Origin of the sequence: Gudongella sp. DL1XJH-153 (assembly GCF_049310905.1) — a bacterium.
Classification (GTDB): domain Bacteria; phylum Bacillota; class Clostridia; order Tissierellales; family Tissierellaceae; genus Gudongella.
Window position 1 is genome coordinate 1 of the sequence record NZ_JBMEMN010000037.1, and the last position, 21988, is coordinate 21988.

At 38.1% G+C, this 21988-nt stretch carries 23 protein-coding genes; 2 read left to right on the forward strand and 21 right to left on the reverse strand.

Going from position 1 to position 21988, the window contains the following annotated elements:
- Positions 1-159 precede the first annotated feature (159 nt).
- Positions 160-513 (forward strand): FMN-binding protein, encoded by a 354-nt coding sequence (locus ACOEN1_RS11505; protein ID WP_422487054.1) that lies wholly within the window; start codon positions 160-162, stop codon positions 511-513.
- A 60-nt stretch (positions 514-573) separates the two neighbouring features.
- Here ACOEN1_RS11505 and tatC read toward each other — a convergent pair whose 3' ends face one another.
- The 8 genes from tatC to ACOEN1_RS11545 all read right to left on the reverse strand — a co-directional run bounded on the left by tatC (position 574) and on the right by ACOEN1_RS11545 (position 6021).
- The gene (gene tatC / locus ACOEN1_RS11510; RefSeq protein ID WP_422487055.1) at positions 574-1311 is read right to left on the reverse strand and encodes a twin-arginine translocase subunit TatC; all 738 of its coding nucleotides are present in this window, start codon (positions 1309-1311) and stop codon (positions 574-576) included.
- Complete coding sequence (gene tatA, locus ACOEN1_RS11515; protein ID WP_422487056.1) at positions 1292-1477, reverse strand: twin-arginine translocase TatA/TatE family subunit; 186 nt, start codon at positions 1475-1477, stop codon at positions 1292-1294. The genes tatC and tatA overlap by 20 nt, the downstream gene beginning before the upstream one ends.
- A 118-nt stretch (positions 1478-1595) precedes the next feature.
- Complete coding sequence (locus ACOEN1_RS11520) at positions 1596-2264, reverse strand: class A sortase (RefSeq protein ID WP_422487057.1); 669 nt, start codon at positions 2262-2264, stop codon at positions 1596-1598.
- 30 nt (positions 2265-2294) lie between these two features.
- On the reverse strand, positions 2295-2999 hold the full coding sequence (locus ACOEN1_RS11525) for an aspartate/glutamate racemase family protein (RefSeq protein WP_422487058.1): 705 nt from the start codon (positions 2997-2999) through the stop codon (positions 2295-2297).
- A gap of 1 nt (position 3000) precedes the next feature.
- The gene (gene ndk, locus ACOEN1_RS11530; RefSeq protein WP_422487059.1) at positions 3001-3405 is read right to left on the reverse strand and encodes a nucleoside-diphosphate kinase; all 405 of its coding nucleotides are present in this window, start codon (positions 3403-3405) and stop codon (positions 3001-3003) included.
- Between the two features lie 30 nt (positions 3406-3435).
- Positions 3436-4515 carry an FAD:protein FMN transferase gene (locus tag ACOEN1_RS11535; protein WP_422487060.1) on the reverse strand — a complete coding sequence of 360 codons (1080 nt, stop codon included), beginning with the start codon at positions 4513-4515 and terminating at the stop codon, positions 3436-3438.
- An 82-nt stretch (positions 4516-4597) separates the two neighbouring features.
- A complete protein-coding gene (locus tag ACOEN1_RS11540; RefSeq protein WP_422487061.1) occupies positions 4598-5677 on the reverse strand; it encodes a hypothetical protein in 1080 nt (359 codons plus the stop codon).
- 152 nt (positions 5678-5829) lie between these two features.
- A complete protein-coding gene (locus ACOEN1_RS11545; protein WP_422487062.1) occupies positions 5830-6021 on the reverse strand; it encodes a helix-turn-helix domain-containing protein in 192 nt (63 codons plus the stop codon).
- Between the two features lie 224 nt (positions 6022-6245).
- On the opposite strand from ACOEN1_RS11545, the gene ACOEN1_RS11550 reads away from it, so the two are divergent.
- On the forward strand, positions 6246-6608 hold the full coding sequence (locus tag ACOEN1_RS11550) for a helix-turn-helix domain-containing protein (protein ID WP_422487063.1): 363 nt from the start codon (positions 6246-6248) through the stop codon (positions 6606-6608).
- Between the two features lie 157 nt (positions 6609-6765).
- On the opposite strand, the gene glmS is transcribed toward ACOEN1_RS11550, so the two are convergent.
- From glmS to ACOEN1_RS11615, 13 genes are all read right to left on the reverse strand, one after another.
- Complete coding sequence (glmS, locus tag ACOEN1_RS11555) at positions 6766-8595, reverse strand: glutamine--fructose-6-phosphate transaminase (isomerizing) (protein ID WP_422487064.1); 1830 nt, start codon at positions 8593-8595, stop codon at positions 6766-6768.
- 56 nt (positions 8596-8651) lie between these two features.
- A complete protein-coding gene (locus ACOEN1_RS11560) occupies positions 8652-9164 on the reverse strand; it encodes an adenine phosphoribosyltransferase (RefSeq protein ID WP_422487065.1) in 513 nt (170 codons plus the stop codon).
- An 82-nt stretch (positions 9165-9246) separates the two neighbouring features.
- Complete coding sequence (locus ACOEN1_RS11565) at positions 9247-10803, reverse strand: Mur ligase family protein (protein WP_422487066.1); 1557 nt, start codon at positions 10801-10803, stop codon at positions 9247-9249.
- Between the two features lie 10 nt (positions 10804-10813).
- Positions 10814-11995 (reverse strand): carboxylate--amine ligase, encoded by a 1182-nt coding sequence (locus tag ACOEN1_RS11570; protein WP_422487067.1) that lies wholly within the window; start codon positions 11993-11995, stop codon positions 10814-10816.
- 94 nt (positions 11996-12089) lie between these two features.
- Complete coding sequence (locus tag ACOEN1_RS11575) at positions 12090-12641, reverse strand: DUF5317 domain-containing protein (RefSeq protein WP_422487068.1); 552 nt, start codon at positions 12639-12641, stop codon at positions 12090-12092.
- Positions 12642-12649: 8 nt separating this feature from the next.
- A complete protein-coding gene (locus ACOEN1_RS11580; RefSeq protein ID WP_422487069.1) occupies positions 12650-13891 on the reverse strand; it encodes an HD-GYP domain-containing protein in 1242 nt (413 codons plus the stop codon).
- A 231-nt stretch (positions 13892-14122) separates the two neighbouring features.
- Entirely contained in the window at positions 14123-14737 is a 615-nt protein-coding gene (locus tag ACOEN1_RS11585; RefSeq protein ID WP_422487070.1) for a hypothetical protein, read from the reverse strand.
- 160 nt (positions 14738-14897) lie between these two features.
- Positions 14898-15920: a LacI family DNA-binding transcriptional regulator gene (locus tag ACOEN1_RS11590; protein WP_422487071.1), complete on the reverse strand. Its 1023-nt coding sequence runs from the start codon at positions 15918-15920 to the stop codon at positions 14898-14900.
- A 13-nt stretch (positions 15921-15933) separates the two neighbouring features.
- The gene (locus tag ACOEN1_RS11595; RefSeq protein ID WP_422487072.1) at positions 15934-17022 is read right to left on the reverse strand and encodes an ABC transporter ATP-binding protein; all 1089 of its coding nucleotides are present in this window, start codon (positions 17020-17022) and stop codon (positions 15934-15936) included.
- Positions 17023-17034: 12 nt separating this feature from the next.
- A complete protein-coding gene (locus ACOEN1_RS11600) occupies positions 17035-17943 on the reverse strand; it encodes a sugar ABC transporter permease (protein WP_422487073.1) in 909 nt (302 codons plus the stop codon).
- The gene (locus tag ACOEN1_RS11605) at positions 17940-20036 is read right to left on the reverse strand and encodes an ABC transporter permease subunit (protein WP_422487074.1); all 2097 of its coding nucleotides are present in this window, start codon (positions 20034-20036) and stop codon (positions 17940-17942) included. The genes ACOEN1_RS11600 and ACOEN1_RS11605 overlap by 4 nt, the downstream gene beginning before the upstream one ends.
- A complete protein-coding gene (locus ACOEN1_RS11610; protein ID WP_422487075.1) occupies positions 20037-20492 on the reverse strand; it encodes a hypothetical protein in 456 nt (151 codons plus the stop codon). It abuts the gene before it with no gap.
- A gap of 65 nt (positions 20493-20557) precedes the next feature.
- Complete coding sequence (locus ACOEN1_RS11615; protein WP_422487076.1) at positions 20558-21889, reverse strand: sugar ABC transporter substrate-binding protein; 1332 nt, start codon at positions 21887-21889, stop codon at positions 20558-20560.
- Positions 21890-21988: the final 99 nt, after the last annotated feature.

Here is a 21988-nt window from a genome sequence, read left to right on the forward strand (position 1 = left end):
AACCACTTAATTATCTACTGACATTTTCAAAAGATAATTAGACTAGTTTTTACTGACATTTTCAAAAGTTATTGACAGTATAGCTTTTCTCGACTTGATTTTTTAATAACGAGGGTGTATAATCTACAAGTACATTTACATTGAAAGGAGATGAAAAATATGAAGAAGTTAATGGTTATCCTTTTGACATTGGCAATGGCTTTAAGTCTTGCAGCATGTTCAGGAGGAGAAGAACCAGCAGCTGAAGGTGGCGAGCCTGTAGTTCTAACTGGTGTAGGCGAAGGCTTTGGTGGTGATATCACTGTTGAAGTTACTCTTGAAGGTGATACAATAACAAGTGTTGAAGTATTGTCACATGAAGAGTCAGCTGGGATTAGTGATCCAGCAATCGAAGAAACTCCTGCAGCTATAGTTGCAGCAAACTCAACTGAAGTTGATACAGTTTCAGGCGCTACATATACCAGCGATGGTATTATTGAAGCAGTTAATGCCGCACTTGAAAGCGCTGAGTAATTCAAAATATAATTGAGCTAAAACCCCCTTATGGATTAAATCCATAAGGGGGTTTTTGTATTATTCATCATCTTCTTCTTTTTTTGCGAATATTCCCGACAAGAATATTCCAAGTTCCATCAGAAGCAGCATTGGGAGACCCAGCAGCATCTGAGATATTATGTCTGGTGGAGTAATTATTGCAGCCAGGACAAAAATACCAAGAACCATATATTTTCTATTTTTCTTTATAAAGCTTACCTTGACTATTCCAAATCTTGTTAAGAGTATCATTAGGATAGGCAACTCAAAGATTGCTCCAAAGGCTACAACCGTACTAAGTACAAAACTCATGTAGCTGCTGAAACTTATCATGGGAGAAATTATATCCATTTGGAATCCCATAAAAAATACCAATACTATTGGAATTACCATGATGTAGGCAAAAAGTGCTCCAGCTACAAAAAAAACTCCACCCATTGAAATAGCGGCAGCTACGAGTTTTCTTTCCTTTGAGTTAAGTCCAGGGATTACAAACAGCCAAACCTGAATTATTAAAAAGGGTGCCGAAATTATAAGTCCACCTATCATTGCCAGCTTTACATTTGCCAGTAGCAGCTCCGCTGGGGATATAAACACAAAATCAATATCACCTGCAAGATCTACCATATCCCTAATAATTCTTTCTGCAAAAGTGTAGCAAAGAAGTGCCGTAGCTATGAAAAACAAGGCAGAATAAATAAGTCGTTTGCGCAATTCCTCAAGATGTTCAGTCAATGTAAGGTTTTTACCATCATTTTCACTTGTCTTCCTTCTCATCAGCTTCTTCCTTCTCATCAGAATCTTTATCTTGACCCGCCTTGAACTCCTTCAGTGCTTTTCCCAATGATTTTCCAATCTCTGGTAACTTTGACGGCCCAAATATAACCAAGGCAATAGCCAGAATCAAAATAAGTTCAGGCATTCCTAATCTTCCAAATCCCATAATTTAACCTCCCATATCGATATATTTTTATCAAAACTCATATTCTGATTTTACCACTTATAATCTGTTATTACAACTTTGTTTTGAATATTATCGATATGTTATTGAAATACACATATCAATCTGTAAATTTTTGTCTGTATGGGTAGGTATCAACCAATTCACCCAATGCGAAGAATCTCTGCCCATTTTTAGATGTGTAATAACAGGTCATCAGTGATATTATTGGCTTGCCCCTTTCATCAGCTTGCTCGTGGTCCAACATATACATAGCTGTCTCAGGTACCAGAACTGTTTCATATATCTCATACTCATAGACATTTATCTTATCTGTTATCCTAACCTGCATTCCTTCCTCTGCATTCAATAGATTTCCAAAAAGCAAACTTGGATCTTTCATATAATGGGATGCCAGCGAATAATTCCCCTCTCCCATTTTTAAATCGGGCACCATGGTGCCAGCTCCTGCCATTAGATTGGCATCGGATACACCCTTAAGAATCGGTAAATTAATCCCTAGATCGTCAACCATAAGAATTCCAATAATGTTTTCACCCTCGAATTGTGAAACACCTGAAACTGCGGATCTTCCGGAAACATCTTCTATTGCAGTGTAATCGTATACAGCTTCTCTTTCATTGTTTTCAACAATTTGCTCCTCTGTGATTTCTTCCACAACCGCTCCACTTTTTACAACTTGCCGCTTAATTAGAATCTCTGGTAAAAACTGATAGGCTATCAAGCCTGCTCCTACAATTATCAATAACGTGGAAATCCACTTTTTCATCACAATCACCTCTCTTGATTGATACCCACATCAACTGTTAATATCACAGCCTGCTCCAATTATGGCCTCTCTAGCAAGTACAACGAGCGCATCAACATAGTTAACACTATCCGGAAACTTGTACATGTCAGCAGCCACTGAAAGCTCTGTACAGCCTAATATGATGGTCTGTACGCCTTGTGAGTGCAGCTCATCAATTGCTGTAAAGAACCTTGTAAGGTCATTATCATACTGTCCTTTCTTAATATTGTATATAAGTTCCATTATTGCCTTTTGACTCTGTGGGGAAGGTAAAACATATTCAATTCCTTCCTTTTGCAGCACCTTTGTGTATACACCTGAAGAAATCGTACCGTCTGTAGAAAATATTCCTACCTTTGAGCTTCCAAATTCTTTCTTTACTGTATTTACAGTCTCCTTTATCATGTCTATGAATGGCAGCTCAACCTCTTTCAAGACTTCTTCCATAAAGTAGTGAGCTGTGTTACATGGCATTGTAAGAAAATCTGCCCCAGCTCTTTCCAGACATCTGGCAGATTCAATCAACTCATTCGTTGGGTTCTCCCCATCGGACAATATATTCCTTGTCCTGTCGGGAATTCTTGTATTGCTGTCAATTATGGTGCGTGGGTGGTCTTGATCTGAATCAGCTCTTGTATTAAGAACAATTTTTTCAAACAATTTAACAGTTGCCAAGGGTCCCATTCCACCTATTATACCAATGGTTTTTTTCATTTTAATCATCTCCAAACCATAATTTTAGTTCACGTGTAGCTGAACTTTCCGAATCAGATGCATGCACAATATTCTCAGTTTTCGAATTGGCAAAGTCCCCTCTTATTGTTCCAGGAGATGCACAAACAGGATCGGTATCTCCAATGAGGCTTCTCATTATTTTTATAGAGCCTTCGCCTCCAACCTGAAGCAAAACTACTCTACCACTGGATACAAACTCTATGAGGTCATTGTAGAAGCTTTTCCCCTCATGTTCTCTGTAGTGTTCCACTAGAATTCTTCTATCTGGGCTTGTCATAGAGATTTTCTCAATCGACAAACCTTTTGCCTCAATTCTTTTTAGCACTTCTCCAACAAGTTTTCTTTTGACTCCATCGGGCTTGATCATAACAAATGTCTTTTCCATTGGTTCTCCCCCCTGGCTTGATATCATAAACTAATCTGTTGCAATGGCTCCACCTGACCTTGAAATCGCCATAAATCCTTCTGTCATTTCAATATTACCGTCTGCAAACACCCAAATTGCTTCCAGTCCATCAACTGATTCAACAAGTTCCCTGCTTTCTTCATATGGCAAAAGAAACACTTCTGTTGAATAGAAGTCTGCCAAACCAGAATCTTCAATCACAACGTTTATTGCTCTATAGTGAGATGCAGGCATCAGGGTTTCAGGATCGATTATATGGTGTATTCTCTGGTCATCAACAACGTAATATCTCTGATAATCACCTGAACTTACTACAGAAATATTATTCATAAATACTGTATCAAGTATATTGGACCCATCACCAAAAATTGATTTATCGGGATTTTGTATCCCTATGCCCCATTTAGTCTTTGCAGGATCTTTTGGTTCACCTACTGCTCTGATGTTTCCACCAGCACTGATAATCCATGAATCAAATCCTCTTTCAACCATTTCATCCACAATTATCTCAGTGGCAAAACCCTTTGCAACTGCTCCAACATCCAAGCTCATTTCAGGATCTTGCAGAAAAATCGTCATATTTTCTTCATCTACAATTACCTTTTCCAGATCGGTGTGTTCACTGGCTTCCTGAAGCATTTCCATTGGTGGAATCTTGGCATTTGTTGGATCAAATTCTGCATCATCCCTATAATCTGACCAAATCCTCAAAACTGCGCCAAAGGCAATATTTGTTTTCTGGTTTGTATTATAGTACATTTCCTTGGAAAAATTTATAAGGTCAATTATTTCTTTGCTGACTTTCACAGGTTCTTTTCCTGCATTGTCGTTAATTGTCTTGATATTGTTAATGCCTTCGTAGTCATTATACTTATCATACATTTTGTGAAGTTCCAGCATTCTGTCGTGAATCTGTGTCATGTACATGTCAAATTCCTCCTGGGTCTTTGTGTACCCAATGACCTGTGTCACAGTATCGAAGGAATCAAAGAATGTATCGTTGAATCTATTGTAAGCAACTCCACCTGAGCATCCTGAAAGCATACTTACCAAAACTGCCACCATTAATATCAAACTAATTTTTTTCACTAAAATCACCCTCACTTATCATACCAAAAACAGACTTCTTAGGCAAATAAAAAGCTCCCCATCCGGGGAGCCTTCAATCATATTACTTAGCTATTTCGTAAGCTTCTTCAACAACGAAAATGTAGTCTTCTACACCCATAGTCACTGATGATACAAGGTCTTCTTCAGTTGGTGCTCCATCTTCCATTGACATTCCTGCGATTTCATCTACAGATTTGCCAACCATCCAGTCTGCTAATGCAGCTGACTGCTCATACCACTCTTTTTCAATTCCTGAAGCCTTTAGCATACCATAGTCTTCTTTAAGCTCGTTCTTAGTCATAAGCTCTGCTTCTTTATCTGTTTCTACTTTTCCTTCAAGATCATACTGAATCTTAACCTGAGCTGTATCTATTACAGCACCAGCTACGTTTCCTTCTGCATCAAATGCAGTTGCTGCCAATACATTGTCAACTTGTGCCATTGCGCCTGCATCTGCAGTTGCGTCTTTTGACTTGGCAATTGAAATCTTAGTTCCAAGGCCTACAGTTTCTGCGCCTTCAACATCAATTGCTTCTGCCCATGCTTGCTCAAGTGCTGCAAAGTAAGTGTCTACTCCAATTGTAACTGATGATACAAGGTCTTCATTTGTTGGAGCACCGTCTTCAAGTTCAATTCCAGTTATCTCGTCAACAGTTTTTCCAATCATCCACTCTTCCAATGCTTGTGCTTGTTCAAACCATTCTTTACCAATCTCTGAAGCTTTAAGCATTCCATAGTCTTCTCCAAGCTCTTTCTTCGTCTTGAATTCGCCTTCTCTGTCAGTTGATACTGCCATGTTCTCATCGAAAGCAACTCTTGTTTGTGCTACATCAAGTTCAGCGCTTACAACTTTACCCTCTGCATCAAATCCAACTGCAATTACTGTTACATCTGATTGTGCTTGTGCTGTCTTTTCAGCTTCTGCGTCAGTTGACTTGGCAATTGATATTACATGTCCAAGACCCAACTTAGCTATTGTTCCTTCTTCTACTTCTTCAGCAGGCTCTTCTGCCGGCTCTTCAGGCGTTTCAGCTGGAGTCTCAGCAGGTGTTTCTGCAGGCTCCTCAGCAGGTTGTGTACATCCTGCAAGTAGACTCATACTAAGTACAAGTACAAATAATAATAATAATAATTTTTTCATTCTTCACCCTCCATTATTTTTATAGGTTCAAACAACAAGCTTATTATACCATATAGTAAGATTGTAATCAATACATATCGTTAAATTTATATTTATCAATACGTAATGGAATTATGTCATTTACTCCATCCTCAAAATCCTATCTACTATTGTTATTCACTTGTCTTTAGTATTTCGTTGATTTTGGAAATATACTTTTTTCCGGATCTTTCACCATATAGTATCATAATCAAGTATACTTCTGATGTTCCAATATTTTCAGCAAGCTTCTTTTGCGTAAGGTTTATCTCAACAAGCCTTCGTTTAACTTTTTTCCCAAATGGTGTCAGGTTTCTTTTCCTCATGAAAATCACTTCCTTATTTTTATAAATAGGAAAATTGTATTTTTCTTGATCAAAGAACTCTTTATTTGCGAATATCAAAATAAGCTACTAGATACATTTTTATAGCAATTATGTAGCCATGTATGATAGAATACTTATGTTATGGTGTTATGGTGTTATGGTGTTATGGTATTAAAGTAATATGTATACATAGTTTTCAAAGTATCACATACGGAGGTGATAGAATGTCCACAATAGGGCAACGACTAAGAGCTGCAAGAAAATCAAAAAAGCTTTCATTGCTTGATGTTAGAGACCTTACAGGTTTATCCACAGGCAATCTAAGTGATCTTGAAAACGATAAGTTTTCACCATCTGCAAATACCCTTATTCAGCTTAGACAATTATTGAATGTTTCAATAGATTGGATGCTTACAGGCAGTCTTCCCAAGGATATACCATCAGATGAAATAATTCGAGAAAAAACACCTGCATACCTTAGCAATGATGAAAAGATGCTACTGGATATGTACCACAAACTTAGCTATGAAGACAGAAAAAACATCATTGGTTATATGAATCTGATTACCAGTAAAAAAAGGGATTAATCTTTTTCATAATATGATTAATCATTAACCATAATAACCTCCTAAAATATGGATGTTTATTTATTACCCACAAAAATGTTAGTATATCAAAATAAGGAAATCACCATCGAAAAAAGCCGTATTCAATTGAGAATACGGCTTTTGGCATATCGGGTTGCTATTCGACTGTAACAGATTTTGCAAGATTTCTCGGCTTATCAACATCATTACCTCTAATCAAAGCTGCATGGTATGATAATAACTGAGGGAATAAAACTGCCAATAATGGCATGAATATATCAAATGTCTCTTCCAGGTAGATAACCTTGTCACAGACCTCTTCAAGATCTTTATTGCTCTTTCTGGTTATCCCTATAACAAATGCACCTCTTGCCTTAACTTCCTTGATGTTGGATACCATTTTGTCATAGATTCTGGATTGGGTCGCCAATGCAATAACAGGAGTTCCTTCCTCGATCAAAGCGATAGTCCCGTGCTTTAGCTCTCCCGCAGGAAATGCCTCAGTATGAATGTATGAGATTTCCTTTAGCTTCAATGCACCTTCCATGGCAGTGAAATAATCCAATCCTCGTCCCAGGTAGAACAATGAACTCTTATCCTTTATCAATTCCCCAATAATCTTGGCGGAATCATTACTTGCTTCCAGTGATCCTTCCACCTTTTCCGACAAGCTCTTCAATTCAGTCAGTATCTCTTTGTAGCATTCCTCCAAAAGCGATCCTTTCAGCCTTCCAAAGTAAAGTGCCAACATATAAAAAGCCACAAGCTGAGTTGTATAAGCTTTAGTTGATGCCACTGCAATTTCAGGTCCTGCCCAGGTGTAGAATATATCGTCAGATTCTCTTGCCACAGAACTGCCAACTACATTTGTTATTGATAAAATTCTTGCTCCCTTGGCTTTTGCATCCTTCAATGCCGCCAATGTATCTGCAGTTTCACCTGACTGACTCACTATTACTACAAGTGTCTTTTCATCTATGAAATGCTCTCCATATCTGAATTCTGAAGCAATGTCTGCAATTACGTTCACATTCATAAAAGTCTGGAATAGGTACTTTCCAACAAGTCCTGCATGGTATGCTGTTCCACATCCTACAATATATATTTTATCAATTTCCTTGATGGTCTTCTCGTCTATGGCAATGTTCTCAAGGTAAATCTCACCTTTTTCATCAAGTCTTCTCTCAAGAGTATCCTTGATTGCAGAAGGCTGTTGATAAATCTCCTTGAGCATAAAGTGGTCATAACCTTCTTTTGTTGCTGATTCAACATCCCATTGAATCTCTTTGATTTCCCTTTTCACAGGCTTTCTTCCAGTTGTATAAATCTCATACCCCTCTGAGGAAAGTCTCACAATATCCCTGTTCTCCAGGTAAATCACCTTGTTTGTATACTTAAGTATTGCCGGTATGTCAGATGCCACAAAATTCTGGTCTGAACCAACTCCAAGTATCAATGGGCTTTCATTTCTCACTGCGATTATTTCTTTAGGGTTTTTCTGCGCTACTACTCCAAGAGCATATGCTCCCTGCAATCTTTCTTCTGCCAAGAAAACAGCTTCCAAAAGGTCATCTATATAATAATAATCGATCAGGTGGGCAATCACTTCCGTATCAGTTTCGGAAACAAACTCATAACCCTTTTCAGCAAGCTCTTCCTTCAGAGCTCTGTAATTTTCAATAATACCATTATGAACAACCGCTATTGAACCATCTGCGTTTGTATGGGGATGTGAATTAATATCTGAAGGTGCTCCGTGAGTAGCCCATCTTGTATGACCAATTCCTACATTTGCATGTATTGGTTCAACTCTTAAACTTTCAACAAGATTACTTAGTCTTCCGACATGTTTTCTCGTCTTAAGACTACCTTCCTCCATCAATGCAACACCTGCTGAATCATAACCTCTGTACTCCAGTTTCTCCAAACCATCTAGTATTATATCCTGAGCATTGTTCTTTCCAACATAACCAACTATTCCACACATATTACTCCTCCTTACGAATATTTCTCTCGAAAAAAATGACGTCGGTAAGCCGACGCCTAATACTTAACCAGTGAATTTATATAGTGGTCCTTTAACCTATCTCTACCATTTAAAAATGTAAGCTCTATAACAAATTCCAAAGCAATAACCTCTCCACCCAGTGACTCAATCAAAGATGTAGCAGCTGAAACCGTTCCTGCTGTAGCAAGCAAGTCATCAACTATTGCAACTCTGTCACCTTTTTCGATGGACTCTGTGTGTATTTCCAATGTATTTGTTCCATACTCCAATTCGTATTCATAACTGGTGGTATCCCCAGGCAATTTCCCTGGCTTTCTTATTGGTACAAAGCCTACTCCAAGTCCATAGGCAACTGCAGCACCGAAAAGAAATCCTCTTGCCTCCGGTCCAACTATAAAGTCGATATTCTTGTCCTTTAGGTCTTCAACCATCATGGAAACTGCAGATGTAAAAGCCTCTGCATCCCTTGTTAGCGTTGTAATATCCTTGAAGCTTACACCTTCAATTGGAAAGTCTTCAATTTCTCTAATTTTAGATTTAAGATCCAAAATTTTTTTCCTCCTCTGAAATACAGATTTTTCTTATCACATACTTAGTTTACCATATCTACAGTCATTAAAAAACATTTTTTTACAGTATGAAACCTTCCTCTGCCACTCTCTTGGTCAGCGGTTTGTACAAATCAATCGAGTCTAGATCAGGATTTTTTCTGTGAATATAATCAAATGCGATTCTTGCTCCCCTATCCATTCCCTGGCAACCTGCAAGCAAAACTATATCATCCTTCTCTGATTTTTCAAGTATTGTCTCAATTGCTTCCTTTATTGTGTCAAAAATCCTATATTTTATACCAGCGTCATCAAGTACTTCCCTGAATACACTTTCTTCTTCTGAAGATACTGCATCCTTATCACCCACACTTCCCAAGCTTCTGGTTGCAATTACTTCTTCTATGCCAAGCTTTTCCTTCCAATCCATTAAAGCCTGTGCATTTTCCCTGTTCACAGTTACTCCTCTGTTCCCTCTTATTGCATAGGCTATGTGGACTTTGTTTTTATCCATATCTGCAATTGTTCCAAGAGTGCTGTTGATATTTTTAATATTTGCAAAATGGTCATCAATTATTGTGAATTCATTTTCGTAAATAAACTCAAATCTTCTTTCCACACCGCCAAATTCCTTAAGGGACTCTACGATAATATCCCTGTCCACTCCATCTGCAAGTGCAATTGCAATTGCCATCATGGCGTTTTCAACTGAATGGTATCCAGGTATCTTAAGTTCTACCTGAAAAGATCCTTTATCAATTACCAGATCTCCAAGATTTATATTATCTTTTATGACGATATCAAAAACACCTCTGCCCTTGACAAGCTTGAGATTTTTGCAGTTTATCATACCCTCGTCACAATCTACGGATATAGTAACTACTTTTGCACAGGTATCTGTAATCAAAGATGCTATCTTTTCATTATCAACATTTAGCACAGCTATTGCTTCAGGCTTTGCATCCCTTATGAGGGATGACTTGACTTCCCAGTATCTTTCGAAGCTTCCATGCTGGTCAATGTGTTCCCTGCTGAAGTTGTTGAAGGAGACGATATCATAGTCCACGTCATTCACCCTGTATAGTTCAAGTGCTGAGGATGATGCCTCCATAACAGCTCTATCAACATTTTCTTCAACCATTTCAGAAAATAAACACTGAAGGTGCAGACTCTCAGGAGTTGTCAAACTGGCGAGTTCAGTCCGCTTACCTGTTTTTGAAAGGACACTTCCCACCATTCCAGTCTTGTATCCTGCTTTTGTATAGATGTAATCCAGTATAAATGTAGTCGTTGTTTTACCATTGGTTGCAGTTACACCAACGACCTTCGTTTTTTCAGTAGGATTATCATAAAAATTACTGCTAAGTCTGGATAGTGCTTTTCTGCTGTTTTGTACCTTTACCTGACAAAATCCATCCAACTCATCATTAAATTCTTCAACTATCAGTGTTACCGCTCCCTTTGATAAAGCCTGTTCGATGTATTTGTGTCCATCTGTTATATATCCCTTTATTGCAACATATATAAAACCAGGCTCTACCTTTGTTGAATGGCAGGCAATCCCTTCAATATCAAGGTCCATATTGACATTTCTTGTTTCCAGTATATCCAACGATCTTAAGAGATCTTTCAGTTTCATAAGTTTCCTCCTACCTAAAAATCTTCTTCTTAACTTTCCCCAATAGAATTGATAAATAATTTAGCCCTGGTGCTGGATCATCAAAACTCCATACAGCAGGTACTTTCTTCCTAAATAATGATTTGATTACACTTCCAAGTGAAAGCTGTCCTTTTTTTACGTAATCTCTTATTGCCAGAATATCTTCAAACAGGTACTGAAATACGTATCCTGTACTCTTTTCCACCGCCATTGGTTTCAATGGATCACCTACCATATCCCTATATGCCACGTACGTGAAATTAATTCCTGCCTTATACAATAATTCATTCAAGGATGTGGTTCTTGTATTGATCTCAATTATATAGAACTTTCCTGTCTTGGCATCCTTTTTAAACTCTATTTCCCCAAAGCCTCTGTATCCGATTCTCTCGACAAAGGGTATTCCTATTTCTCCCAGCTCAGGTACATGAATCTGCTCAGTATAGACTGATGCACCGAAGTTTATTGGGAATTGTCTCAGTTTTCTACAGGTCATCCAGTGAGTTACTTTCCCATTTCTATCCACATAATAGTCAAATGTATACATGTGGTCATCAAAACCTGGAATGATTCTTTGAACAAATACCTCGAGGTTCTCTGCTTGTGCTTTGCCTAAAGCTTCTTCTAGTTCCTTCTTATTGTTACAGTGAAAAATTTTTCTTCTGAACACTGCTACAAAAGATGGTGAATCAGTAGGCTTAACTATACAAGGATATCCCAGTTCTTCCTCGACTCTTTCATACAGGTTTTCCTCTTGCGGCATAATTGTTTCAGGAACATTCAATCCATGTGCACTAGCCATTTCATTTAGGCTTTCCTTTTTCATTACCTTCGTCCAAAGTCCCTGCTCTTCCATTGGAATCAAATAATATTTTCTCAGCTCTTCAAGATTTTCATCAACAAATTCCGCATAAGGATCCGCACTGGGAAAAAGCACCGGTTTTTCTTCTTCTGCCTTTGCTATCTCAATTAACTTATCCAAGTATCCTTCCTTGTCCTTTTTAAAATCAGGCGCCATAACATGACTACCCAGATACTTAGACTTTGATCCATACAGCTCTTCATCCTGGTAGTCAACTGCTATGGTTTCAACTCCCTCATAGCCTAGGGTTCTAATAATGCTTAAGCCTATGTAGTAATTGGTTCCAAGGATTACTGCTTTGTTTCCCATTTAATTTTCCTCCCTAATGGCATCCACGGATGCGTGTTGTATCAAAAAAATCCCAATAACCAGTGCTGAAGACACAGTGATGGGATTTAGTCTACTACCTGGGTTCCATTTCCTTCTGAAAGAATAAAAATACTCCTGCCATTATAAAAAGGTCTCCTATGCTTAGTATTTTAGGCAAAGGGTATGGTCTTGGAATTAATATTATGTCCGAGAGATACACTAGTTTTGTTTCCTGATTAACACCTATGTGCTTAATATCTTCAGCTCTTTCAGGAATAACAGATTCCTGATTGATACCGGAAATACCAGTCATTGATACGGGCATTTTACCTTCGTTAGCTGCTATTACAGCGGCATTTAGCATCACACCTACAAACAAAACCTTCATATAATTCTTTTCAATATTAAGTATAATTGCAATAAGTAAAAGTGCATATGAAAAAACAATAACATAGAGGAAATAATCCTCTAAAAATATGTACAAGCTCTGAATCTGATATTTCTTCGTTAAGGATAGGCTAGCCTGGGTTAGCGCTGAAAGAAAAAGAAGAAAAATCCCTTCAATATGAACATGTTCCAGGTTTCCGATTTTACCGCCTTTTAATTTTGATAAAATGATCGACAGAGCTGCTGGTTCAATAAACATAATATCACCTAATTATCCATAATGGAAACAAATAACTTAACCAAATCAGGATGGAATTGAGTTCCGGCGTTATTAACCAATTCCTCTATTGCCTTCTGAGGTGTCATGGCTTGTCTGTATGGTCTGTCAGTTGTCATCGCATCATAGGAGTCAGCTATTGTAAGAATCGCTGCTTCTATCGGTATCTCATCACCTGATAGGCCGTCTGGGTATCCCTTGCCATCATATCTTTCGTGATGGTGTTTGACAATAGTTGTAATATCACTTAAGAAGTCAACCTTGCTGATGATTTCAGCACCGATTGCGGGATGTCTCATTATTTCCTGATACTCTTCCTTGGTAAGCCTGGATGCCTTGTTCAATATTTCATCATGGATACCGATTTTCCCGATATCATGCAGTATTGATGCAGTTTTTAAATTCTGTATGCTTGTAAAGGGCAGATGATATGCCTTTGCAAGATCAACGGCAAACTTTTCAACTCTGTTTGCATGCCCGCTTGTGTAGGGATCCTTGGCTTCAACGGTCTTGTTAAGTGCCTGAATGGTTGAAAGGTAAAGGTTTCTCATTTCTATATATAGTTTAAATGAATATCTCGCAAGCAACAATGGTCCAAAGAATAGTATTACAGCTCCGTAACCGTAACCGATATATGCAAGTGCAATTATTATTCCTATTGATCCAACTGCCAGTGAACTTGGAAAAGTCCCCCTAATATTGGATATCCATGTCTCAATGAATTTTAATTCGCTGTTTAACGAAAGATAAACTGATATTATTGAAGTATTAATCAATGCACCTACTAAAGTGATTGCTATCGTTTGAGCTAACCCAAATTCTCCGATTCTTCCACCAATGTTAACATAAATCAAACTCATCAAAGCTGTAACAATTATGCTTTGAGAAACATTGAAGACTGATTTGTGTGGAGGCAGGTTGAATATATGGACATATCCACGGCCTTCAATTTTCGGAACTCTCAATAAAAAGCCCAGTCCTGCAGTTGTTGTGGCTAACAATGGACCTCCGATTATAATTGTTGCAATATTTATTGCATATCCAACTGATACACCAATTGTATTATTAGGCATTGGTATTAGAAGGGACTCAACTACTACAGCCAAAGCTGCCCAAAAGAGAAACATACCAATATTTCCGATTGAGAATTCAGCAAATATGTATACATACAAAGATAATGCAGTTATTACCAATACACCCAGGTAAAACTTGGTCTTCATATTCAGCTTCAAAGTCAGTCCCCCTTTCTTCATATATAGTAAATGCCGGCTCTTGCTTACATTATCATTAGATAAGTGAGTAGTTTGCGCCTGCTGCTAGAACTAATGCCATTACGCTTAATAGTACGCTTGCGATTTTTTTCATCGAATATAGCCTCCTTTAGAGTACTATGCCGTTCGCTAGTATGGCATGCTATATTCGCTTCGCTAAGTCAAAAAGTATGGATCAGCCGGCATTTATCACTATTTAGTGATAAATCTGTTTACTGCATCAAGTGTAGCTTTGACGACTGCCTTGTTGTAATCATTACCGACAACGCTTGCACCGCAAAGTCTCTGCTCAGTTTCAGCAATAACACCTGTTACGCAAATTACTATTATATTTGTTCCCGCTACTGGGACCTGCCTTATATCGTCAAATAAAAATATGTCTTCGAATCCATTTGCTTCCTGTACCACATCCAATGTTGTCTCCACAAGCATTCTGTCTGTATTTCTGGAGGAATTCACACCTGTTCTCGAGCTGGTAAACTCCTCTCCATCCAGAGAGATTACTACCTTGATTGTAGCCCTTGAATCACGTGACTCCCTAAGTACACCTTCAAGCCTCACTCTGTTGGCTTTTCTCTTGAGCGTATCGTCTTGAATCTGGGCTATGCTTATCTTTTTATGATCAACATCTATGTCATATGTAGCAAGTAAAATTGATTGAACGTCTCTGGCTATTTGCTTGGGTCCTCTGTGACCATTTGCTACAAGATGTATTTCATCAATGTTGTCGCCATTTCCGAAAACAATTTTGCTTGAAACTACGGATTCAATTCTTTGTAAGTTATCCTCCATCAGCTTGTGGTCCATATTATCCCTCGCAGTACTGAATTATTTAGTGGAATATTCCACCATAATAAGATATTACCACTATTTGACAAGGTTTTCAATCACTAAATAGACAATTTAGCAAAATAAAGTGTCATTTTCCAGAATATTTAAAAAACCCGACATATTTATACCAGTTTATCTAATCCCATGTTGATTTTCTCTTATATATTGTGTAAGGAACCGTTCTTTTTTCTTGTCTTTCACCATTCCTTATGTTTTCAATTATAATATCCACTGCCTGGGCTCCAAGTAAGTCCGCATGTATTTCAACTGATGTTATTGGTACTGAACATTGTCTGGATAGTATACTGTTATTGAACCCCGCTACCATTATATCTTCCGGGACACTTAATCCTATTTCTATAAATGCTGAAACAACCCCGTATGCAACAACATCATCCGTTGCTACAACTGCATCAAACTCCTCGCCGGAATTGATTATTTCCTTTGCATATCTGTAGCCGGTTTTTTCGTCAAATTCACCAACAAACAGCCTCCCGCATTCTTTGTTAATTCCCTTTTCCAAAAGAGCTCTCCTAAAGCCTTTTATTCTTTGTTCTGTAACAGTCAGGAATCTCCCTCCAGTTATAAGAGCTATACTTTTGGATCCCTTTTCCAATAAATATGATGTCAATTCATGGGATGCTCTTTCGTTATCATTGTCCACATGATTTGTGTCATCTACATCATCGTATGGAGATCCAATTACTGAAAACGGGAATTCAATTTCCCGAAGATATTCAATTGACTTATTCTCAATTTTACTTGTCATAACCAGTACCCCATCAACTTTTGCAGCTGAAACCAATCCCTTTACAGTTTCAATATCATTGATTTCTGCCGTTGAGGAGAGAAGGATATCATATCCATATTTTGTTGATGCCTTTATGATACCTCTTAGGGCTTCAGGGAAAAATGGATTCAATAATGCCTCCCCTGGGCTGTCTGGCATTATAAGACCGATAGTTTTGGAAGAATTTCTCGCAAGATTTCTAGCTATAGCGTTCGGATGATAGCCAAGTCTTTTCATGTGTGACAATACGCTTTCAGTTGTCACTTTGCTTATTCTTGGATTTTTAGATATGACCCTTGATACAGTTGATGGTGAAACTCCAGCCTCCCTTGCTACATCCTTTATTGTAATCCTTTGTCTTTTAACCATGACTACGCTCCATTCACTTGTTTATTCGCTCTCCTGTTTCGCTGTCAAAATAATGTATCGCATTTATATCGAACCCGAAAGTATGTGTTTCTCCTTCCTTGTAATCATAGTGTCCTGGTGTTGAAATAACAAGGTCTGAGCCATCCTTCAACCTTGCAAATAATGTCTTTTCCTTGCCAAGCATTTCTATTACATCTATGGTCGCTTCAAATGTATCCCCGAATTCACCACCACTTTCGAATCTTTCAGGCCTAATACCAATTGATATCTCTTTGCCTTCATAAGCTTTTAAAAGCTGTGCATCCTCTTGTGTGGGTGTCAATGTGATTGTATCGGTTTCTGATACGAATTTACCATTTCTAAATTTTCCTTTAATTATATTTATTGAAGGAGAACCTATGAAATTTGCAACAAATATATTGGCAGGCTTGTTATAGAATTCTTCCGGTACACCTACCTGCTGAATCTTTCCGTCATCAAGAAGTATTATCTTAGTTGCCATTGTCATGGCTTCTGTCTGGTCGTGAGTTACATAGATGGAAGTGGTGCCTAAATTCTTGTGCAGTCTAACCAACTCCACCCTCATATGCTCTCTCAACTTTGCATCCAGATTTGAAAGAGGCTCGTCCATAAGAAAAACATTTGGATTTCTAACGATTGCTCTGCCAAGAGCAACTCTTTGTCTCTGCCCACCTGAGATGTCAGCTGGCTTGGCATAGAGATACTCTTCAATCTGCAAAAGCTTTGCAGCTTCCTTAACCCTTTCATCAATGAGCTTTTTCCTTTCCTTTCTCATTACCAGAGAAAATGCCATATTGTCATATACAGTCATATGTGGATACAATGCATATGACTGAAAAACCATTGCGATGTCACGGTCTTTTGGCGGAATTGTGTTGACTCTCCTTTCATCAAAGAATAAGTCTCCTTCAGTAATTGAATTCAATCCTGCAATCATCCTCAGCAATGTCGTCTTTCCACAACCTGATGGTCCAAGAATTACACAGAATTCCTGGTCATCGATTTCAAGGTCTATATTCCTCAAGGTAAAGTTTTCTCTACCTTCATATTTTTTCCCCAAGTTTTTCATTATTACCTTCATACAAGTCCCCTCCTATCCTTTTACAGATCCGCTAGTCAAGCCTGATACCAGCTGCTTTTGCAGTACCATAAACATTACAACTATCGGAATGGCTGTCAGTAAGCCTCCTGCTGCAAATGCAGGTTGATTCATGGTTCTAAAATCACTTATCAATGTAAATAGTCCCACTGCAAGTGTATATGAGCTTGGACTTGTCAAAAGAACCTTGGCCAGCAGGTAATCCATAAACGGACCGATAAAGGACCAGAGAGCTATGATTGTAAGCATTGGCCTTGCTATGGGCATGATAATCAGTCTGTATATATCAAAATTGGAACACCCATCTATTTTTGCTGCATCATCGAGTTCAGTAGAAACAGAATCAATATAACCCTTCAGTATAAAAGTATTTGAAGCAATGGCAGGGCCGGCATATATTAGTATAAGCATCATCTGTCTGCTAAAGGTTGGGATAATTGATGAAACGATTGAATGCATTGTAAAAAAAGCAGTTATGCCAGCAAATGTTGGTATTGTCTGAATCAGCATTATTGCCATCAGGGATGCCTTTCTTCCCTTAAATCTGTACCTTGAATAGGCATATCCTGTGAAGGATACCATCAGCAAGGTCAAAAGTGCTGTGCTCACTGCGATAAAAAGTGTGTTTTTAACCCATGTCATATAATAAGTTTCATTGTAGAGGAACTCAAAATGCCTTAATGAAAATTCAAAGTTTGCATTTCCCATGATGTATTGCTGCTGCCTTCCGTTAAATGCTGATACCACCATTTGGAACAGAGGCCATACAATTGCCACCACCCAAGCAAACAGAATGGTATATGAAGTCACAAGACCTATGATTCCTGCGATTGTCAATGGTGGTTTGTCAGAGAGATACAAACCTTTTTCTTTTTTCTTTTTTCTGCCGAAGAATGCCATCATAATCTCCCCTCCTTAAATCCTTTGGATCTTCTGAATCCAAGGAATGCAAAGAACATCACACCAAGTGAAATAAATATTGTTATTGCTGCAGCAATGGCTTGGTACTGATTAACTAAAGCCAGCTTATATACATATGAAATCAAAAGGTCTGATGAACCGGCTAAATTGCCGTACCTCTGCGGATCAAACGGGCCTCCGCTGTTGAAAAGGAATATAACCGAAAAATTATTGAAGTTAAATGTATACTGCGTTACAAGCAGTGGAGCTATCTGAAATAATACAAGAGGTACTGTAATTCTTCTCAACTTCTCGTATGTTGAAGCTCCATCAATATCTGCTGCCTCGTACAGATCTCCTGGTATTGCCTGAAGTACACCTGTAGTAAGAAGAAATACATATGCACTTCCAAGCCACCCCTGTATCAAAATCAATGCTGCTCTAGTAAGGATGGTATCGTTCTTTATTTCTATTCTTGCGTTGAAAAGTGAATCCAGCAGTTCAGTTATTACTCCTCCTGGAGCTACCATTATGCTGAAAAACATAATGGTAATGAAAGCAGGAACTGCCCAAGGTAGTATATATATTGTTCTGAAGAATTTCTTTCCTTTTATTCTATCGTTGTTTACAAGCAAGGCAAGAAAAAAACCTAGTAGTATAGCAAGTGTTGTAGCAACCAATGTCCATATTACGGTCCATACGAATATTAGCCAGAAGACACTTCCTGCAAGACCTTCGCCCAAAGCTATAAGCTTGTAGTTTTCTATGCCTATCCATGTGAATTTGGATTGGTTTTGTGGATTCATATTTGTAAATGAAACCAACAGTGTTGTTATAACAGGGACAAGCACTATAAAAACGATTACCAGCATCGCTGGCAAGGAGGATATATAGGGGAACCCTTCCTGAAACAGCATTCTTTTGGTCTCGAACCAATTAGGGGGTCGAATCCCTGAAATCATGTTTCTTTCAGTTAGGAGAACGTCCCTGAAGGATGCATACAATAATCCAATTGCAATTAGCAAAAGAAAGATTGCCACTACTCCTTCAATCATAAATATAAGTGACTTGTGCACCCTTGCTCCACCCTCTGCAAGTGTAATCAATCCAGCTATTCCCTCTCCTTGATAGTTACCATAACCAAGGGCATATGGGATGGCAATGAAGTATACAAAAAAGCTGACAAGGAAGAAAAATATGGCTTTTCTTCTTTGGCCATTTATAAGCTGGCCAAGTCCTGGTAAAACAGGAGTCAGGTAAGCGATTATAGGCCTCTTTTTTGCAATTTCCATGGGAATTTTTCTTCTGGCATCAGCTATGTCAGCTTTCAAAACTTTTTCTTCTCTTTTAATACCGTTTGAAAGCTCTCTTTGCTTGCTTTTAATGAAATCCTTATTTTCTTTGGATGGAATTTTATACGATTCCAGTTTAACCTGATTCTTGTACTCTCTCTTTAGTTCCCTTATTGCATTTGTCTCTGCCTTGCTTGAAATTACTCCTTCTTTTTTTCGTTCTTTTACTTTTTTAATCTCTTCGTCCCTTTTCTTTTTTGCTTCTTCCTTAAATGTTTTAAGTTCAATTTTCAATCTAGCATCTTTTTTTGGGTCAAGCTTGTTTTTTTGCTCCATCGCTTCATCCAGTTCACTTTCAATGCCTTCGATAAAGCTTATAATTTCAGGTATCTGTTCTACATTGATTTTACTTTTCTTGAACTTGAATTCCGCTTCATAGGTTAACTCTACATACTCCTTGTAAAATTCAGTTCTCTGCTTATGATGATACATTCTTGTCTTAAGCTGTCTTACCTTCGAATTCAAAGTATCAGAAAGAGATTTTTCAAAATCAGCTTCACTATTTTTCAAGGACCTTAGAAAGTCTTTCTCCTCCTTATGAAATTCCTTAAGCTTAATATTATGTGGATGCTTCTTCTTATTTGCAATCAAATTCTTTTTCTCAGACTGAAGCAAGGATTTCTTCTTCTTGTCGGTTTCCTCTTTGATTTTTTCGTCCAACTTGGCAAGTTCCAACAAATACTTGTTTTTCCGTTCGAACTTGTTACCAATATTATCCTTCAGATATAAACTGTAGCTTGTCACCTAATCCTCACCTCCAATATTATCTCTGGATAGACCGACTATAAAATAAATATAAAGTATAAGTCCTGTATAAAAAAGTCCATTGATATAAAAGAAAATCGACTGAAAATTCATATCCGCAGTAGTAAATGCAAGACCGCCAAAAGAAAGTACAATCCATATATACACTACAATGGGAGTAAATCTGGCTTTTGTTGCTGTGATAAATGCAACTGTTGCGATTGATGCAGGTATCAAAACCTTGAGAAAATATATGGAAAGATTTGATGATACGTACTGAGTAAAAAGAATGCTATCTGGAGTTGTATCGGGAAAATTATCATGTGCCCATTGTAAAAACAGATCACCATCCTTCACCAAAATAAGAGCTTCAATTGAAGCGACCAATACGAGAATGCTGGTTATAAACAACAATATGTAAAATTTCTTCAAAGGCAGGTGATTTTTTTCACTCATTATTTTCTCCTTGTCTTATGGATATTTTTTTGGGAACAGAGTCTGGACTCTGTTCCCAAAATTATTTAGTAATTCATCATCATGGAATCGAATGAAGCTTTCATTGCATCATAAGCTTCTTCAACTGATCCTGGATTTACGGAAGACCATGAAAGCAATCCATTCTTCCATGTATCCCAAACAGCTCCCCATTCTGTAAACAAAGGCCTTGCTGGAGCTGCATCATAAGATTCAAGTACTGCTGAAATCACTTTCTTGTCTGTATCAGAAAGGTCTGAATTCAAGTACTCGTCAACTGACACGTTTTCCATTATCTTACCTGTCGCCTTGAAGAAATCAATTGCAAACTCCCTATTAATAATTTCTTCAATTACTGCTTGAGAAAGAGCCATCTTGTCTGCATCCATCTCATTTCTTGAGTTGATTGCAAGTCCCCAGCCACCTTTCCAGTGTGCTAGTGGGTATCCCTCAACAAGAACCTGATTTATAGGTATGATATCAAGGTCTTCACCATCACCTGCAAGTGCTGACAGGCTTCCTGTTGACCACGGTCCCTCCAATCTGATTACGTTTTGTCCACCAGTTGAAAATTCAGTGTCCATATAGCCCCATGCCGCATTCTCATCCCAAAGAGGAGTTCCTGCAGTATAATGAGCCTTCCAATAGTCATAAAGAGCTGTAAATACAGCTTGTTGCTGCTCGTCTAACTCTGAAAATTCTTTGGTCAAATCTGAATATAGCTGTCCTGATTCATCATGTCCAAGAAGCTCGATTCCACCTGCATTTGCAAAAGCAACGCCAAACCATGCATCAAATGCTGGTACAAGCATATCAACATGACCCAGCTCGGTAAACTCGATTTCACCTTCAAGATCTATTCCCTTGACTTCTGCATTAGCTGTGTTCACAAAGTTTACCAAGGTCTCAATATTCATCGGAAAAGCAAGGTAATCCCCATCAATATTGAAGTTACCCCCAAGACCATCATCATAGTTGGAAAATCCGCCAACGTTTTCTGCCATAGCCATTGCATCAATCGGTGATAGTGCTTCGTTATTGGATAGTCCGTATATCCTATCTGCTGGTATTGCAAACACATCTGCTACGTCTTCATTTGTTACATCGGTAGCATCAAGTACGTCCAGATGATCAAATGAACCTGTTTCAATAAGTTCAATTGTAGCATCAGGGTGCTTTTCCATTACTCTTTCAATTGCTTGTTCATAATAGCCTCTCCAATCAGCTTCTACCTGTACTGATATGCTGGCCGTTATGCCCTCAGCAGGTTCTTCACCTGTTGGTTCAGATGGTTCTGGCCCCTCGTCTGATGCTGGTGAACATGCTGTCAATGTAAGTGCCAATACGAGAAACAACACCAAAAATAGATTTTTTTTCATTTTTTCTCCCCCTAATCATTTTGGGTAGTGTCAAGTTTATCCCTTTAAAATAGCTATAAAATATTGTAATTTCAATAGTTATCAAAAAAAGATAACGAC

Excerpts from the sequence above, each read along its gene's own strand:
- ACOEN1_RS11545 (WP_422487062.1), bottom strand. The coding sequence starts at position 6,021 with ATGAGGAAAAGAAACCTGACACCATTTGGGAAAAAAGTTAAACGAAGG.
- ACOEN1_RS11540 (WP_422487061.1), bottom strand. The coding sequence starts at position 5,677 with ATGAAAAAATTATTATTATTATTATTTGTACTTGTACTTAGTATGAGT.
- ACOEN1_RS11575 (WP_422487068.1), bottom strand. The coding sequence starts at position 12,641 with ATGTTTATTGAACCAGCAGCTCTGTCGATCATTTTATCAAAATTAAAA.
- ACOEN1_RS11585 (WP_422487070.1), bottom strand. The coding sequence starts at position 14,737 with ATGGACCACAAGCTGATGGAGGATAACTTACAAAGAATTGAATCCGTA.
- ACOEN1_RS11610 (WP_422487075.1), bottom strand. The coding sequence starts at position 20,492 with ATGAGTGAAAAAAATCACCTGCCTTTGAAGAAATTTTACATATTGTTG.
- tatC (WP_422487055.1), bottom strand. The coding sequence starts at position 1,311 with ATGAGAAGGAAGACAAGTGAAAATGATGGTAAAAACCTTACATTGACT.
- ACOEN1_RS11525 (WP_422487058.1), bottom strand. The coding sequence starts at position 2,999 with ATGAAAAAAACCATTGGTATAATAGGTGGAATGGGACCCTTGGCAACT.
- glmS (WP_422487064.1), bottom strand. The coding sequence starts at position 8,595 with ATGTGTGGAATAGTTGGTTATGTTGGAAAGAACAATGCTCAGGATATA.
- ACOEN1_RS11595 (WP_422487072.1), bottom strand. The coding sequence starts at position 17,022 with ATGAAGGTAATAATGAAAAACTTGGGGAAAAAATATGAAGGTAGAGAA.
- ndk (WP_422487059.1), bottom strand. The coding sequence starts at position 3,405 with ATGGAAAAGACATTTGTTATGATCAAGCCCGATGGAGTCAAAAGAAAA.
- ACOEN1_RS11505 (WP_422487054.1), top strand. The coding sequence starts at position 160 with ATGAAGAAGTTAATGGTTATCCTTTTGACATTGGCAATGGCTTTAAGT.
- ACOEN1_RS11520 (WP_422487057.1), bottom strand. The coding sequence starts at position 2,264 with ATGAAAAAGTGGATTTCCACGTTATTGATAATTGTAGGAGCAGGCTTG.
- ACOEN1_RS11590 (WP_422487071.1), bottom strand. The coding sequence starts at position 15,920 with ATGGTTAAAAGACAAAGGATTACAATAAAGGATGTAGCAAGGGAGGCT.
- ACOEN1_RS11600 (WP_422487073.1), bottom strand. The coding sequence starts at position 17,943 with ATGATGGCATTCTTCGGCAGAAAAAAGAAAAAAGAAAAAGGTTTGTAT.
- ACOEN1_RS11565 (WP_422487066.1), bottom strand. The coding sequence starts at position 10,803 with ATGAAACTGAAAGATCTCTTAAGATCGTTGGATATACTGGAAACAAGA.
- ACOEN1_RS11550 (WP_422487063.1), top strand. The coding sequence starts at position 6,246 with ATGTCCACAATAGGGCAACGACTAAGAGCTGCAAGAAAATCAAAAAAG.
- tatA (WP_422487056.1), bottom strand. The coding sequence starts at position 1,477 with ATGGGATTTGGAAGATTAGGAATGCCTGAACTTATTTTGATTCTGGCT.
- ACOEN1_RS11615 (WP_422487076.1), bottom strand. The coding sequence starts at position 21,889 with ATGAAAAAAAATCTATTTTTGGTGTTGTTTCTCGTATTGGCACTTACA.
- ACOEN1_RS11570 (WP_422487067.1), bottom strand. The coding sequence starts at position 11,995 with ATGGGAAACAAAGCAGTAATCCTTGGAACCAATTACTACATAGGCTTA.